Origin of the sequence: Bradyrhizobium sp. ISRA436 (assembly GCF_029910015.1) — a bacterium.
Lineage (GTDB): Bacteria > Pseudomonadota > Alphaproteobacteria > Rhizobiales > Xanthobacteraceae > Bradyrhizobium.
Window position 1 is genome coordinate 7,233,595 of the sequence record NZ_CP094519.1, and the last position, 14,123, is coordinate 7,247,717.

A 14,123-nucleotide genomic window follows, 5' to 3' on the forward strand; every position below is an offset into this window, starting at 1 on the left:
ATTGCTCCGGATGCGACGGCCGCTTCAAGCGGCCAGCTTGAGGATCTTGACGACGTCGCTGGGCTCGCGGATCGGCTGCGGGTTCGCCCGGGTGAAGATCGAGAGCATCGCGTTCTTGCCGATCAACTCGAAGCGATCCTCGGCGACGCCGACATCGGCGAGCCGCCGCGGCAGGCCAAGCTCGGCGATGAACGCCGCGAACGCCTCGCCGGCGTCGCGCTCGGGCGCACCGAGCGCGGCGGCGATCGATTGCTGCGCGGCTTCCGTCGCGGGGCGGTTGTATTTGAGCACGCTCGGCATCATCACCGCCGTGCAGAAGTAATGCGGCACATCGCAGGTGCCGCCGAGCACATGGCCGATGGCATGGCTCGCGCCCATCGGCACCCGCGACTGCAAGCCGAAGGCCGACAGCCACGAGCCCAACTGGCAGTTCAGCCGCGCGGCCTCATCGTCAGGGTTAGCCTTGGTGCGCAGCAGGCCATCGTGCAGATAGCGCAGCCCCTGCTGACACACGGCATCGACAAGCACGTTGGGACGGGAGGAGCAGATCGCCTCGATGCCGTGATCCATCGCCCGCGTGCCGGAGCCCAGCCAGAGTTTCTCCGGCGTGTACTTGGTGATCGCAGGATCGAGGATGATGCTGCGCGGCATCATCAGGGGATGATTGAAGATCTGCTTCAGCTTGCGCCTGGTGTCGGTGATCAGCGTGCCCGAATTGTATTCGCCGCCCGACAGCGTGCTGGGGATCGCTATCATGCGCACCTTCGGGGTCCGGAATGCGCCGAAGCGGCGCTCGGGCGTGGTCTCGAAGCCGTCGAGCCCTTCCGGCGCGAAGATCTCGTGCTCCATGCACATCAGCACGATTTTCGCCGCATCGACCACCGAGCCGCCGCCGATCGCGACGATCAGATCGGCCTTGGCCTCCTTGGCCTGCCGTGCAATCCGCACCACCACGTCCCGGGTTGTGTGCTGCGGCACGCCGTCGAAGGTCTCGGCATGGCGATCGCCGAGGCCTTTGCGAATCTTCTCGATCTCGTCGGTTGTCGTGTTGAGCGTGCGGCTAGCAATCAAGTACACGCGCGTCGCGCCGAGCCGCTCGGCCTCCTCGCGCAACGCTTCGGCCGCCGGCTTGCCGTAGATCACGGATTCCATGGTGGGGTATTGATGGCTGCCCGTGACCTGCATGCTCTTCACTCCCTCGATGTGTCCGTGATTAGTCCAATCAATCAGGCCGACAGTTTGGAAAAGTCCGGCGGACGCCGTTCGGCGAAAGCGGCGAAGGCCTCGCGCGCCTCCGGCGTCGTCAGCCGCTCCTTGAACACGGCTGCTTCCGCGGCGATTTGCGCCGCGATGCGCTGGTGCTCACGCATCAGTCTCTTGGTCAGGCTGAGCGACCCCGCGGGCCGCGTAGTCAGCGCGATCGCGGCGTCATACGCCTTCTTGCGCAGCTCGGCTTGCGGCGCCACGGCATTGGCGAGGCCAGATGCCACCGCACCCGCCGCATCCATCGGATCGCCGAGCGCAAACATCGCGTAGGCGCGCGCATGTCCGATCCGCAACGGCAGCAGCCAGCTCGATGCCGCTTCCGGCACCAGCGCGAGATTGACGAACGGCGTGATCAGCCGCGCATTGTCGGCGAGATAGACCAGATCGCAGTGCAGCAGCATGGTGGTGCCGACGCCGACGGCATTGCCCTGCACGGCGGCGACGAGCGGCTTGCCGACCTTGCTGATGGTCTCGACGAAGCGATGGGCGGGGCTATCGACCGTGCTTTCGCCGCGCGCCTGGCTGGCGAAATCGGCAAGATCGTTGCCCGCGGTGAAGCTGTCGCCATCGCCCTGGAACAGGATCACGCGGACGGAGGCATCCGCCTCCGCCCGCTTGAGCGCATCAGACAGGGCGTTATACATGGCGCCTGTCAGCGCGTTCTTCTTCTCCGGACGCTGCAGCGTCAGCGTCATGACACCATCGGCAATCTCGACTTTGACGTGCCCCGTCATGGCGTCCTCCGTCACGCCACGGCGCGGGCCGGCGTGGTCTCGACGATGCCGTCGAGGAAACCGGTCAGCCGCTGGCGGATGATCTGCTCGGCTTCAGCCATGATGCGGTCGATCAGCTCCTTGACTGTCGGGATGTCGTGGATCAGGCCGACCACCATGCCGCAGCTCCAGGCGCCGGCGTCCATGTCGCCGTCGATCATCACCCTGGGATAGACGCCCGCGACCTGCTCGTGGATGTCCTCGATCTTCAACTTGGCGCCCTTCTCGCGCTCGATCTCGAGCAGCTCGTCGACGCCCTTGTTCTTCAGCACCCGCTCGGTGTTGCGCAGCGCGCGCATGACGAGGCGGGTGTCGAGCTCGTTGGCCTCGACCAGCGCCTGCTTCACATTGGGATGAACCGGCGCTTCCTTGGTGGCGATAAAGCGCGTGCCCATGTTCATGCCCGCCGCGCCCATCGCCAGCGCCGCAACCAGGCTGCGCGCATCCGCCATGCCGCCGGAGGCGACGAACGGGATCTTCAGCTCCTCCGCCGCGCGCGGCAGCAGGATCATGTTCGGGATGTCGTCCTCGCCGGGATGGCCGCCGCATTCGAAGCCGTCGACGCTGACCGCGTCGCAGCCGATCTTCTCGGCCTTCAGCGAATGCCGCACCGAGGTGCATTTGTGGATCACCTTGATGCCTGCGGCCTTCAACGCCGGCATATACTGCTCGGGGCTACGGCCTGCGGTCTCCACCGCCTTGACGCCGCCTTCGCGGATCGCGGCGATGTATTCCGGATAGGGCGGCGCGGTGAAGCTCGGCAGGAAGGTGAGGTTGACGCCGAACGGCTGGTCGGTCATGTCGCGGCAGCGCGCGATCTCCTTCGCCAGCAGTTCCGGCGTCTTCTGCGTCAGGCCGGTGATGATGCCGAGGCCGCCGGCGTTGGACACCGCGGCCGCCATCTCGGCGAAGCCGACATAATGCATGCCGCCCTGGATGATCGGATGCTGGATGCCGAACAGTTCAGTGATCGCTGTCTTCACGAATATCTCCTGCGTTTCCGATCAGTGGACGATTTCGAACAGACCCGCCGCGCCCATGCCGCCACCGATGCACATGGTCACCACGCCGTTTTTTGCCTTGCGCCGCCGGCCCTCGATCAGGAGGTGGCCGGTGAGCCGCGCGCCGGTCATGCCGTAGGGATGGCCGATCGCGATCGAGCCGCCATTGACGTTCAGCTTGTCCGGATCGATGCCGAGCTTGTCGCGGCAATAGATCACCTGCACCGCATAGGCCTCGTTGAGCTCCCAGAGATCGATGTCGTCGATCTTGAGATTGTGCCGCTGCAACAACCGCGGGATCGCGGCGACCGGGCCGACGCCCATCTCGTCCGGCTCGACGCCGGCGGCGACGAAGCCGCGGAAGATGCCGAGCGGCTTCAGGCCCTTCCTGGCCGCGATCTTGTCGCTCATGATCACGCAGGCCGACGCACCGTCCGAGAGCTGGCTGGCGTTGCCGGCGCTGATGGTCTTGCCCTCGAACACCGGCTTGATCTTGGCAAGCCCCTCCGCGGTCGTATCGGGACGCGGCCCCTCGTCCTGCGACAGCGTCACCTGCTGATAGCTGACCTGCTTGGTGTCCTTGTCGACCATGGCCATTTTGGTGGTGATCGGCACGATCTCGTCGCTGAAGCGGCCGCCCTGCAGCGCGGCGCCGACCCGGCGCTGGCACTCCAGGCTGTATTCATCCTGCCTGTCGCGGCCGATTCCGTAACGCTCGGCGACGACCTCCGCCGTCTCCAACATCGACATGTACATGTCCGGCTTCATCGCCATCAGCTCGTCGTCGACGGCGCGGAATTTGTTCATGTACTCGTTCTGCACCAGGCTGATCGATTCGATGCCGCCGCCGATCGCGATCTCGACGCCGTCTGATATCACCGAGCGCGCGGCAACCGCGATCGCCTGCAGGCCGGAGGCGCATTGCCGATCGATGGTGGTGCCGGCGACCGTGACCGGAAGCCCGGCGCGGATCGCGCCCTTGCGCGCCACGTTCATCACCATGGTGCCCTGCTGCATCGCACAGCCCATCACCACGTCCTCGACCTCGCCCGGCGCGATGCCGGCGCGCTTCACCGCCTCCGCCATCACATGGCCGGCCAAGGTCGGGCCATCGGTGTTGTTGAGCGCACCGCGATAGGCCTTGCCCACGCCGGTGCGCGCGGTGGAAACGATAACTGCCTCTGCTGTCATGCTAGGTCTCCTTAAGCCGCCGCGTCGAGCTGCGCATAGCGCAGCACGTGATAGGCGGGATCGCCGAACTGGATGTTGATGGACGAGATGCGCTTGAAGTAGTGGCCGACATTGAGCTCGTCGGTCATGCCCATGCCGCCGTGGATCTGCACCGCCTGGTCGGCGACGAACTTGCCGGCATAGCCGATCTTCGATTTGGCGCCCGAGGCGAGCCGCGAGAGGCCGGCTTCGCCTGCGTTGAGGCTGAGATTGAGATGCTGCATCAGGGACACCCCCTCCTGATGAGCGATGAACATGTCGACCATCCGATGCTGCAACACCTGGAAGGAGCCGATCGTGACGCCGAACTGCTTTCGCGTCTTGGAATAGTCCAAGGTCGCGGCGTTCAGCTCACCCATCGCCCCGACCAGCTCGGCGCACAGCGCGCCGATCGCCCGGTCGCGGCAGGCCTCGAGCGCGGCGACGCCGTCGCCCTCGCGGCCCAGGAGCTGGCCGCGCACCTCGCGCAGGCTGATCTCGGCGGCGCGCCGGCCGTCGATGGTCTTGAAGCTCTTGAGATCGAGGTCGGTGGCGCGGCGATCGACCACGAACAGGCTGACGCCGCCGCGATCGTGGCGATGACCCGAGGTGCGGGCGGAGACGATCAGATGATCCGCCCAGGGCGCCGCGATGACCGCCGTCTTCTCGCCGGTCAGGACATAGCCGTCGCCGTCCCGGCGCGCCGCGGTGGTGACGGTGGCGAGATCGAAGCGCGAGCCCTTCTCGGTCCATGCCAGGGTCCAGATCTCGTTTCCCGCGATGATCTCGGGAAGGAAGCCCAGCTTCTGTTCCTCGGAGCCCGCCTGCTCGATCAAGCCGCCGGCCAGCACGACCGTCTCGACGAACGGCTCGACCACGAGATGACGGCCGAATTCCTGCATGATGATCATGGTCGACAGCACTCCGCCGCCGAGTCCGCCGACGGCTTCCGAGAACGGCGCGGCGAGCAGGCCGAGCTCGGCGAAGGCGCCCCACTGCTTGCGGCTGAAGCCGTCCTCACTCGCGACGATCTTGCGCCGTGCATCGAAATGATACTGGTCGCGCAGCAGCCGCTGGACGCTGGACCGCAACAATTCCTGCTCTTCCGTGAACTGGATATCCATCCGATCCTCTTGTTGCGCTGTTGCTAGAGACCGAGCACGGCCTTGGCGATGATGTTGCGCTGGATCTCGTTCGATCCGCCGTAGATCGAGAGCTTGCGCGCGTTGAGATATTTTTCCGACGCGGTGTGGCCGTAGTCCGGGCCCGGCATGAAATGGTTGGCGCTGACCGGATGCTCGCGGATCGCCAGGCCATAATTGCCGATCGCGCGATGGGTCAGTTCGGTGATGTTCTGGAAGATCTCGGTGCCGCGGATCTTGAACAGCGAAGCCGCCGGCCCGGGGTCGATGCCGCGCGCCATTTGCGCCACGACGCGCAGCTCGGTCGCCTCCAGCGCCAGCACGTCGAGCTCGACGCGGGCGATGTCCCGGATGAATTCCAGATAGGCCGGATCGTCTGCCGGAATCTCGGCCTTCACGATCTTCTTCAGCCGTTCGATGTAGCGCGTCGAGCGGCCGATGCCGGCCATGCTGGTGCGCTCATTGCCGAGCAGGAACTTGGCGTAGGTCCAGCCCTTGTTCTCCTCGCCGATCAGATTCTCGACCGGCACGCGGACGTTTTCGAGGAAGACGTCATTGACCTCGTGCGAGCCGTCGATGGTGATGATCGGCCGCACGGTGACACCCGGCGACTTCATGTCGATCAGCAGGAACGAGATGCCGGATTGCGGCTTGGCCGCCGGATCGGTGCGGACCAGGCAGAAGATCCAGTCGGCGTGCTGCGCCAGCGTGGTCCAGGTCTTGTGGCCGTTGACGATGTAGTGGTCGCCGTCGCGTACCGCCTTGGTGCGGACGGTCGCGAGATCCGACCCCGATCCCGGCTCCGAATAGCCCTGGCACCACCAATCCTCGCCGGAGAGAATACGCGGCAAGAATTTCGCCTTCTGCGCCGCGTTGCCGAACGTATAGATGACGGGGCCGACCATAGTGACGCTGAACGCCAAAGGCGGCAGCGTGCCGGCGCGAGTCGTCTCCTGCTCGAGGATGAAACGGCGCGTGATCGACCAGCCGGGCCCGCCATATTCCTTGGGCCAGAGCGGCGCGATCCAGCCCTTCCTGTGCAGGATGCGATGCCACAGCAGCATCTGCTCCTTGGAAAGGTCGGTCTCCGGATTGGGGACGCGCATCTCCGCCGGATAATTGTCCTTGATGAAGGCGCGAACCTCGTCGCGGAACGCCGCATCTTCAGGAGATAGCGCGAGCTCCATGGGACCTGCTCCTTACCACTTCTCGCCGAAGGGACGGATTTCCAGCTCGAAGGTCCATGCGCTCTTCGGCTGCTGGTAAAGCTGCCAGTAGGCGCCCGCGACGGAAGCCGGTGGCATCAGGACGTCGGGATTGTCGAGCGCGTTGGGGCCGAGCGCCTCGATCCGGCGCTGCCGCACCCATTCGGTATCGACGCCGGAGTCGATAATGAGGTGCGCGACGTGGATGTTCTTCGGACCCAACTCGCGCGCCATCGCCTGCGCCACCGCGCGCAGGCCGAACTTGGCGCTGGCGAAGGCGGCATAGCCACTGCCGCCGCGCAGCGACGCGGTCGCGCCGGTGAAGAAGATGTTGCCCTGCCCGCGCGGCAGCATCAGCCGCGCCGCCTCACGCCCGGCCAGGAAGCCGGAATAGCAGGCCATCTCCCAGACCTTGCGGAACACGCGCTCGGTGGTCTCGAGAATCGGGAAATTGACGTTGGCGCCGATGTTGAAGATGCAGACCTCCAGTGGCGCGTGCTTGTCAGCGTCGTTGAGGAAGGAGATGATCTCCTCCTCCTTGCGCGCATCGAGCGAGCGGCCGTGGATTTCGCCGCCGGCGGCCTCGATGTCCTTGACGAGCGGCGCCAGCTTGTCGCCGTTGCGGCGGCCGGCGAAGATCGTGAAGCCTTCGGAGGCGAATTTCTTGGCGATCTCGCCGCCGATGAAGTCGCCGGCACCGATGACGGCGACCGTCCTGTTTCTCTTCTGCATGGTGTTCTCCGGCCTTTGTTTGCGTGAGTTGCTGTTCGGACGCGTCAGCGCGGGCTGCGCAGCGACTCCGCCAGTTTGTGTTTCAACAGCTTGCCCGTCGACGTCGCGGGCAGCGCGTCCATCAGGATAATCTCCGACGGCCGCTTGTACGAGGTGAGTTGCGAGCATTCGGTGATACCGTAGCCGTTGAGCAGCGGCAGGGGACGAATGCCGAGCGCACGCAGCGCGTCGACCACGGCGCTCACGTCCCGATCCAGCTCGCGGTAGGTCAGCCTGGCGCGATCGTCGATCAGCGGCGGATGATCCCGCGTCGTCGCGACATACCGATCCATCACCTCGTGGATACGGTTCGGCAAGCCTGCAACACTTCCTTCCCTCACCTGCGCCGTCGCCAGCACCGAAACCTCCCTGCGATAGCCTTTGGGGCTTGTTTGTTTGGTCCGATCAAGCGGTCTTGCGCCGCTCCATGACCAGCTGCGCGACGATCTCTTCCTCGACCTCGCGCAATTTGTCCTTGCCGAAGAAGATCTCGTCACCGACGTAGAAGGTCGGCGACCCGAACGAGCCGCGCGCCACCGCGTCGCTGGTGTTCTCGATCAGCTTCTTCTTGACGTCGTCCTGCTGCGCGCGGGCGATGAGGCGGTCGATGTCGAGCCCCGAGGACAGGAAGGCCTCGCGGAAGATCTGCGGGTCGTCCATCTTCTTGGGCTCGACCCACATGTGATGATAGGCGGCGTGGAAATAGGCTTCGAACACGCCCTCGAACTGCGCGGCCACCGCGCCACGCATCAACGCCAGCGTATTCACCGGAAAGAACGGGTTCGACTTGAACGCCGTGATGTTGTGACGCCGCAGGAAGCGCTCGGTTTCGAGCGCGTTGTATTCGGGCTTGTTCTTGATCCCGCGCAGGGAGTCAGCCGGCGACATGTTGCCGGTCGCCTTGTACACGCCACCGAGCAGCACCGGGATGTAGTCGAACTTGACGCCGGTGCGCCGCTCGATCTCCGGCAGCACGAGCTCGGCGAGATAGGCGTTGGGACTTCCGAAATCGAAGTGGAACTCGACCTTGAGCGGAGCAGCCATGGAACGCCTTTCCCTTCGACTGACGGCAATTGCGCGCCGCCGGGTTGATCCTGACTGTGACCTTAAGTTCTATTTTCGAACTGTCAATATGATATTTATCATCCAATTGCCTCTGTGGAGCATCTTATTGAAATTATATCAGTTCCGATTTAGAATTTATTCGCGCCGCCCATCGCAGATCGCTGGAGATGCCGATGAAATGGGACGCCCTCGAGAAGGAGCCGTGCCCACTTGCCCGCACCGTGGCTGTGATCGGGGACCGCTGGAGCCTCTTGATCCTGCGCGAATGTTTCCTGCGCATCCGCAGGTTCGATGACTTCCAGGCGTCGCTGGGGGATCACCCGCCATTTGCTCGCCGACCGGCTGAGGAAGCTGGTGCGCTTCGGCGTGCTGCGCAGGATTCCGTATCAGGAAGCCCCGAAGCGCTACGAATACATGCTGACGCAGAAAGGCCTCGATCTCTATCCGATCATCATGTCGATCGTGCACTGGGGCAACATCCACATGGTCGACTCGCGCGGCCGGCCGATGCTGCACCAACACAAGACCTGCGGCCACATGTTCGACCCCGTCATGGTCTGCTCGGAATGCGGCGAGCCACTGTCAGCGAAAGCCGTGCACGTGCGTCCCGGCCCGGGCGCGCGACGGTCCTCGCCCGCGCAGGCACACCGCGAATGATCGCTTTGTCGAAGCCGGGCTGGGCTCAACGGCGCCGCCGCCGGATTGTTTGAGGAGTATGCGGATTGCGTCAATCAGGCTGTGGCTGCGCGAAGCCTGCAACACCACGCCGATGACAAGGGCCCGCCAGCATGGCGGGCCGTTTTGCGAGGCGATCCCGGCCGAACCGATAAGAACGGTGGACCTTGGACCGCCCGACCGCCTGTTCAATCGTCGTCGGAGTCCCAACCCGACACGCTGCGGTAGTCGTCGTCGTAATCGCGATACCGGTATCGAGGCGCGTAATAGCCATCGTCATAGCCGCTATAGGAGCGGCGGTATGTCGGATATTCGCTGTAGCCCTGGTACGACGGATAGGACGGGTAGGCCTGCGCCTCTGACGCCAGTGCGCCGCCAATGAGGCCGCCGACGATCAGGCCGCCGATCAATGCGGCGTTTCGGCCGTCACGTGCCTGAGCCGGCGCGGAGCCGGCGAACAGCGTAGCCGCCACGGCGAGCGCAGCGAGACCACTGGGAAGGGCTTTCGTGAGCGAAGACATGTGTCGCCTCCATTAGGATTGCGCCCACGTTCTATGTCGCCTGCCTTGAAGCCATGCTGAACATGCTGTTGTCGGTCGTTCATCTCGAGGGCACTGGACGGGGCCGAGGTCACTCAGGCGCCGTCAGCTCGTTCGGGGCAGACGCCTCGCCCCACCAGGAAGAACGAGGCCGCCGGTTGCGGCGGCCTCTGTGCCTCTTGCCTTAGCGCTTGAGTTTGCCGGGTGCGTAGCCCGAGGCTCCCGGATGGCCGGTCACCGATCCATTGGACTGCATTTGACGGCCAGGCGAATAACCAGACGCGCCGCTGCTACCTGCAACAGATCCGCTGCTCTGGAATGAATGACCCGGCGAGAAGCTGGATGCGCCACCACCAAAGCCCGCTCCCGGACCACGCGCATGGGCCGCCGACGTTACAGCGACTAACGCAGCCGCGATCACCAACACCTTTTTCACTTGATCCACCCCTTCTTCTTGATCGGCCGCCAAACGATTCGGCGGCCGTCCCGGATCGGAAAAGTGGAATAGAGCCTCAAGCTGACACCAGTCTTACAGACAGTCGGAGTCACCGCACGTGCATTTTGCTTGTTCAGCGGCGGTTCATGCGGCCTCACCAGATTGATCGCGGGCTGGTTTCACAGAGTGACTACGAGGAGAAGCTGCATGTTCAATCGTCGGACGATGACGGCATTCGTCGTCGGCGCGAGTCTCTTGGCCACGGCCGGACTGGCCGCGGCCAAGAATGCCCATCACAACAATGGCCATAACCTTCTTGGCGAGAAGATTCACAAGAACGGGAAGCATGAAATCGGCAAGATCGGCAACAACCCTGTCGTTGCGGAAGTGAGCAATGACAAGGTCGTGGGAATGAGCGCCGGCAGCCTGCCGGTGCAGAAAGTGAAGTCGAGCAAGAAGATGGCGGGTGCCGACACGACGCAGGTTGCCGCGAACGGTCCGATCAAACTTGCGCAAGTGACGGACTATTACGGATACTGCTTCGACACCGGCGTCGATGTCGAGTGCTATTGGTATCCGGCCACGGACGTGATCGTAACCGATCCGTGGGCGCCTTATCCGTATTGAGCTCTAGCCAACAAAAGACCCGCGACGAGGCCCGCCGTTATTGGCGGGCCTTTTTGTGGCAACGGGAGGGCGCGGCCCCGAACCCCTGGGGTAGTGTGGACTGGGCCCGAGGCCGCGCTTGCCTCGCGCTGGCGTATCCAAAGTCGCCCACTGGCGATGCGATACGCAAAGTGCCGAAAGTCACATGCCGCGGTGGCGCGCCGCGAAACCACCGCAAACGCTCAGCGCCGCCCCAGCGGAGTATGATCGCGCGGGCGGCGCTGGTTCAGTCTCCGGGCACGGGCAATTTCCCGGACACCCCATAGCAGCACAGATGCCGCCAGCGTTGGCAGTGACAAAGGGCACTTGTCACAGCGGGCGCAGCCTTTGCTTTTGCACATTAGTGATTGGAGGTTGCGCACCTGCAAGGCGCGCCGCCCGTTGTCCGCAGCTGGTTGCGTCTCTAGGCGGCGCCCCGACTTGGCCGCGCCATAACGGGAGAAATCATGATGGCTGACGAGGTGAAACTGCTTCGAGGTTCTTGCCAAACTACGTGAAGCGCTGGAGATCGACGCCACAGAGAGCTTCAGGTCGATCAACGGACACGCGATCTTCTGCACAAGGCCTTGAAGGTCCGCCGGGATCGAGAGCAGCGCAGGATGGAGGCGCGCGATGATCGCCGGCCCTGCTCTGCGAATGGTGCTGGCGATCCCGGGAAGACTCGAACTTCCGACCTACGGTTTAGGAAACCGCCGCTCTATCCGGCTGAGCTACGGGACCGCGAGCCCGCTGTCCGCGGGCGTGGCCCTCCCATAGCAGAGCCGCCGCCGGATCGCCAGCCTGCGCCGACCCGGCATGCATGAAGTCGAAGGTATTTCAACCGCGCGCGTTGCGGACGCCGTCCGCGAACCGGTTCCTACGCCGCCTGCCCGGCCGGCTTCGATGACGACCCAACCGCGGTCGCGGCGCCGCGGGCCGGCAGGTACTCGATCGCCTCGTCCTTGATCGAGCCGAAGCGCAGGCTGACGATGTCGAGCGCGTAGTTCTGGTGCATGGCGCAGGCCTTTGGTGATCTCGCCAATCCCGCGCGTCACACCAAAATCGTCAAGCAGCCTGATCGTTGAGCCGGATCGACAGCGATCGCGGACCGTGGCCGGGCGTCTGCGTGACCTCGGTCACGTTGCGCCGGGCTTCCAGGATATCGCGCGGCAGCTACATTCGCGGCGTCGATTTTGCTTGCAAGTTCGGCGGCGCCGGTTTTCTTAAGCACGGTACCGTGCGTATACACGCGCGGTAGGTTTGACTGGCGAAACGAAGGGTTTTGGCATCGGTCGGAGGGTGCGCCTTGGTCGACCTGCGCAAGCTTGACGATGTGACCGCGCGCCTCGGAGAGTTGGTTCTCGATCCTGCGCGTTGGCCGACCTTCATGGACGAGGTCTGCGCTGCCGTCGGCGCGACCGGCGCCGCGATGCTGCAGAGCGACGTCCGCACCGAGGACATCCCGCGCACCGAATCGGTCGACGACTATTTCACCAGGGTCTACTTCCCCAACAACCTGCACCTCACCGACATCCGCGCGGCGCGCGGGGTGCCGCGGCTGCTCGGTGGCGCCGATGTCGTCACCGACGCCGATCTGTTCGGGTCCGAGCGCGAGATGCTGCGCGATCCGCTCTACGCCAGTCTCGGCGAGTTCGGCCTGAAATGGTTTGCCGCCGTCGGCTTCCGCGCCGGCCCGGCGCTGTGGGGGCTGACCATCCAGCGCTCGCCGAAGCAAGGCATGTTCGATGCCGACGAGGTCAAGGCGCTGTCACGGCTGTCGGCACGGCTGACGGAGGCCGCGACGCTGTCGACCGTCGTCGGCCGCTCCGCGATCTCGGGCATCACCAGCGCGCTCGGCCTGATCCAGGTCGCGGCGATCGCGGTCGGCCGCTCCGGCGTCGTCATCGGCACGAACGGCCAGGCGGACGCCTGCCTCGGCGACGACTTTGCGATCCGCAACAACCGCCTGACGCTCCGCGACCGGCAGGCCAATGCCGACCTGACCCGGCTGATCGATCAGCTCGACCACACCTCGGACCTGCTCACGGTGCCGTCCTCGCCGATCGTGGTCCGCCGGCTCGACAGGCGGCCGATCGTGATCCAGATGCAGCCGGTGCCCCCCGCGGCACGCTCGCCGTTCCTCGGGGCGCGCGCGATCCTCCTGATCCGCGATCTCGAAGGCAGCGTCGCCTTCGATCAGGCGCTGCTGGCTGCGACCTTCGAGCTGACGCCGGCGCAGGCACGCCTCGCCGCACGGCTCGCCCGCGGCGATTCGGTCGAGGACGCAGCACGGGAGGCCGGCGTTGCGCTCGCCACCGCCCGCAACCAGCTCAAGTCGATCTTCCAGAAGACCGGCACGCACCGGCAGGCGGAGCTCGTCGCGCTGCTGCACAGGGTGAAGTGAGCGCGCCGCCGGGCGCGGCTTTGCCGCGCGCGCGAACTCTCGCGGCGATCCGAGACCTTGCGAAGCGAGGTCTCAAAGTTCCTCGTCACTGTGAAGGCGGCATGACGAAATACACAAGGGAACCCGCCTTCATATTGAGAATGCACGTCAATTTTGATCGTTGTGCCCCATCCGTCACACCTGGATGCGAACTGGAATCCATCTACAACCAGCGTGACAAGCTGCCTCAAAATGGCAAAAATTGGCGCAAATCGTGACTGCTGATTTGCACCGGGATTTCGTTCGTGACTGCGAGCCGTTCATCGGCGTTTGCCATTGCCGCAGTGACCGCCTGCCTTGAGCTGGCGCCAGTGACCGCGCATGCGCAGTGGTGGCGCAGCGGGCCGAAGGACTTCGAGGATTGCGCCGATATCGCCGAGAAGGCGAAGACGAAGGAAGACAAGACCGCGCAGCTCGGCGAGTGCAACGCCAAGTTTGCCGGACGCCGCAAGCCCGGCGGCGGTTACACTTATTACGACTTCATGCAGGACCGCAGCTTCGACATCGCGGGTCCCAATCCGACGCCGGACGAGCAGAAGAAGATCGACCAGGAATATACCGTCTATCTCGAGAAGCAGCGCCGCTCGAACATCGTCGCAGCGTTCAACGCCAAGCAGCTTCAGCAAGAGGAAAAGCTGCAGCAAGAGCAGCAGCAACAACAACCGCCACAGCAACAAGCGCAGCACAAACGGATCCAGGTCACGATGCGCAGCGAACCGGTGCGCGTGCCCGTCCCGGTCGCAAGCCCGGTCAAGCAGGCCGCGCGCATCAGGGCTGCGCACTGCGCCAAGAACTCATTTTCGTGCGAATGGCCGCGACTGTCGCAAAGCCTCGATGATCTCAAGAAGCTGTTCACTTTTCAGCCATCGCCACCGGGACGGCCGGCGAAGCGAAGCTGACATCGCCTCGTCATTATCCCCGTATGCAGCAGCGCAGCCGAGGGTCTCCCTGGC

Annotated in this window: 14 protein-coding genes, 1 tRNA gene and 1 pseudogene; 4 read left to right on the top strand and 12 right to left on the bottom strand. The window is 64.5% G+C overall.

Annotated elements, in window-relative coordinates:
• Window positions 1-24 precede the first annotated feature (24 nt).
• Genes MTX23_RS33630 through MTX23_RS33670 form a run of 9 tightly spaced genes read right to left on the bottom strand, consistent with a single transcriptional unit; the run spans window position 25 to window position 8,411 of the window.
• A complete protein-coding gene (locus tag MTX23_RS33630) occupies window positions 25-1,185 on the bottom strand; it encodes an iron-containing alcohol dehydrogenase (RefSeq protein ID WP_280974360.1) in 1,161 nt (386 codons plus the stop codon).
• Window positions 1,186-1,226: 41 nt separating this feature from the next.
• Complete coding sequence (locus MTX23_RS33635; protein WP_280974361.1) at window positions 1,227-2,000, bottom strand: enoyl-CoA hydratase-related protein; 774 nt, start codon at window positions 1,998-2,000, stop codon at window positions 1,227-1,229.
• 11 nt (window positions 2,001-2,011) lie between these two features.
• Window positions 2,012-3,022, bottom strand: coding sequence for a nitronate monooxygenase family protein (locus MTX23_RS33640; RefSeq protein ID WP_280974362.1), 1,011 nt, complete (start codon window positions 3,020-3,022; stop codon window positions 2,012-2,014).
• 21 nt (window positions 3,023-3,043) lie between these two features.
• Window positions 3,044-4,231, bottom strand: coding sequence for an acetyl-CoA C-acyltransferase (locus MTX23_RS33645; RefSeq protein WP_280974363.1), 1,188 nt, complete (start codon window positions 4,229-4,231; stop codon window positions 3,044-3,046).
• A gap of 11 nt (window positions 4,232-4,242) precedes the next feature.
• Window positions 4,243-5,373, bottom strand: a complete 1,131-nt coding sequence (locus MTX23_RS33650) for an acyl-CoA dehydrogenase family protein (protein ID WP_280974364.1) — start codon at window positions 5,371-5,373, stop codon at window positions 4,243-4,245.
• Window positions 5,374-5,396: 23 nt separating this feature from the next.
• Window positions 5,397-6,578 carry an acyl-CoA dehydrogenase family protein gene (locus tag MTX23_RS33655; protein ID WP_280974365.1) on the bottom strand — a complete coding sequence of 394 codons (1,182 nt, stop codon included), beginning with the start codon at window positions 6,576-6,578 and terminating at the stop codon, window positions 5,397-5,399.
• 12 nt (window positions 6,579-6,590) lie between these two features.
• The gene (locus MTX23_RS33660) at window positions 6,591-7,328 is read right to left on the bottom strand and encodes an SDR family oxidoreductase (RefSeq protein WP_280974366.1); all 738 of its coding nucleotides are present in this window, start codon (window positions 7,326-7,328) and stop codon (window positions 6,591-6,593) included.
• Window positions 7,329-7,372: 44 nt separating this feature from the next.
• Window positions 7,373-7,726, bottom strand: coding sequence for a hypothetical protein (locus tag MTX23_RS33665; RefSeq protein WP_280974367.1), 354 nt, complete (start codon window positions 7,724-7,726; stop codon window positions 7,373-7,375).
• A gap of 46 nt (window positions 7,727-7,772) precedes the next feature.
• Complete coding sequence (locus MTX23_RS33670; RefSeq protein ID WP_280974368.1) at window positions 7,773-8,411, bottom strand: 2-hydroxychromene-2-carboxylate isomerase; 639 nt, start codon at window positions 8,409-8,411, stop codon at window positions 7,773-7,775.
• Window positions 8,412-8,605: 194 nt separating this feature from the next.
• Here MTX23_RS33670 and MTX23_RS33675 point away from each other — a divergent pair.
• Window positions 8,606-9,089: pseudogene (locus tag MTX23_RS33675) on the top strand (helix-turn-helix domain-containing protein).
• 206 nt (window positions 9,090-9,295) lie between these two features.
• Here the strand turns inward: MTX23_RS33675 and MTX23_RS33680 are convergent.
• Window positions 9,296-9,628, bottom strand: a complete 333-nt coding sequence (locus MTX23_RS33680) for a hypothetical protein (protein ID WP_280974369.1) — start codon at window positions 9,626-9,628, stop codon at window positions 9,296-9,298.
• Window positions 9,629-10,307: 679 nt separating this feature from the next.
• Between MTX23_RS33680 and MTX23_RS33685 the strand changes: the two genes are divergently transcribed.
• On the top strand, window positions 10,308-10,709 hold the full coding sequence (locus MTX23_RS33685) for a hypothetical protein (RefSeq protein ID WP_280974370.1): 402 nt from the start codon (window positions 10,308-10,310) through the stop codon (window positions 10,707-10,709).
• 682 nt (window positions 10,710-11,391) lie between these two features.
• Here MTX23_RS33685 and MTX23_RS33690 read toward each other — a convergent pair.
• Window positions 11,392-11,468, bottom strand: a tRNA-Arg gene (locus MTX23_RS33690).
• A 136-nt stretch (window positions 11,469-11,604) separates the two neighbouring features.
• Window positions 11,605-11,742, bottom strand: a complete 138-nt coding sequence (locus MTX23_RS33695) for a hypothetical protein (protein WP_280974371.1) — start codon at window positions 11,740-11,742, stop codon at window positions 11,605-11,607.
• A gap of 291 nt (window positions 11,743-12,033) precedes the next feature.
• On the opposite strand from MTX23_RS33695, the gene MTX23_RS33700 reads away from it, so the two are divergent.
• Window positions 12,034-13,131: a hypothetical protein gene (locus MTX23_RS33700; protein WP_280974372.1), complete on the top strand. Its 1,098-nt coding sequence runs from the start codon at window positions 12,034-12,036 to the stop codon at window positions 13,129-13,131.
• A gap of 275 nt (window positions 13,132-13,406) precedes the next feature.
• Complete coding sequence (locus MTX23_RS33705; protein ID WP_280978310.1) at window positions 13,407-14,069, top strand: hypothetical protein; 663 nt, start codon at window positions 13,407-13,409, stop codon at window positions 14,067-14,069.
• Window positions 14,070-14,123 lie beyond the last annotated feature (54 nt).

Bases quoted from the DNA above. Each gene is read 5' to 3' on its own strand.
- MTX23_RS33630 (WP_280974360.1), bottom strand. From the start codon at position 1,185: ATGCAGGTCACGGGCAGCCATCAATACCCCACCATGGAATCCGTGATC.
- MTX23_RS33635 (WP_280974361.1), bottom strand. From the start codon at position 2,000: ATGACGGGGCACGTCAAAGTCGAGATTGCCGATGGTGTCATGACGCTG.
- MTX23_RS33645 (WP_280974363.1), bottom strand. From the start codon at position 4,231: ATGACAGCAGAGGCAGTTATCGTTTCCACCGCGCGCACCGGCGTGGGC.
- MTX23_RS33650 (WP_280974364.1), bottom strand. From the start codon at position 5,373: ATGGATATCCAGTTCACGGAAGAGCAGGAATTGTTGCGGTCCAGCGTC.
- MTX23_RS33655 (WP_280974365.1), bottom strand. From the start codon at position 6,578: ATGGAGCTCGCGCTATCTCCTGAAGATGCGGCGTTCCGCGACGAGGTT.
- MTX23_RS33660 (WP_280974366.1), bottom strand. From the start codon at position 7,328: ATGCAGAAGAGAAACAGGACGGTCGCCGTCATCGGTGCCGGCGACTTC.
- MTX23_RS33670 (WP_280974368.1), bottom strand. From the start codon at position 8,411: ATGGCTGCTCCGCTCAAGGTCGAGTTCCACTTCGATTTCGGAAGTCCC.
- MTX23_RS33680 (WP_280974369.1), bottom strand. From the start codon at position 9,628: ATGTCTTCGCTCACGAAAGCCCTTCCCAGTGGTCTCGCTGCGCTCGCC.
- MTX23_RS33685 (WP_280974370.1), top strand. From the start codon at position 10,308: ATGACGGCATTCGTCGTCGGCGCGAGTCTCTTGGCCACGGCCGGACTG.
- MTX23_RS33695 (WP_280974371.1), bottom strand. From the start codon at position 11,742: ATGCACCAGAACTACGCGCTCGACATCGTCAGCCTGCGCTTCGGCTCG.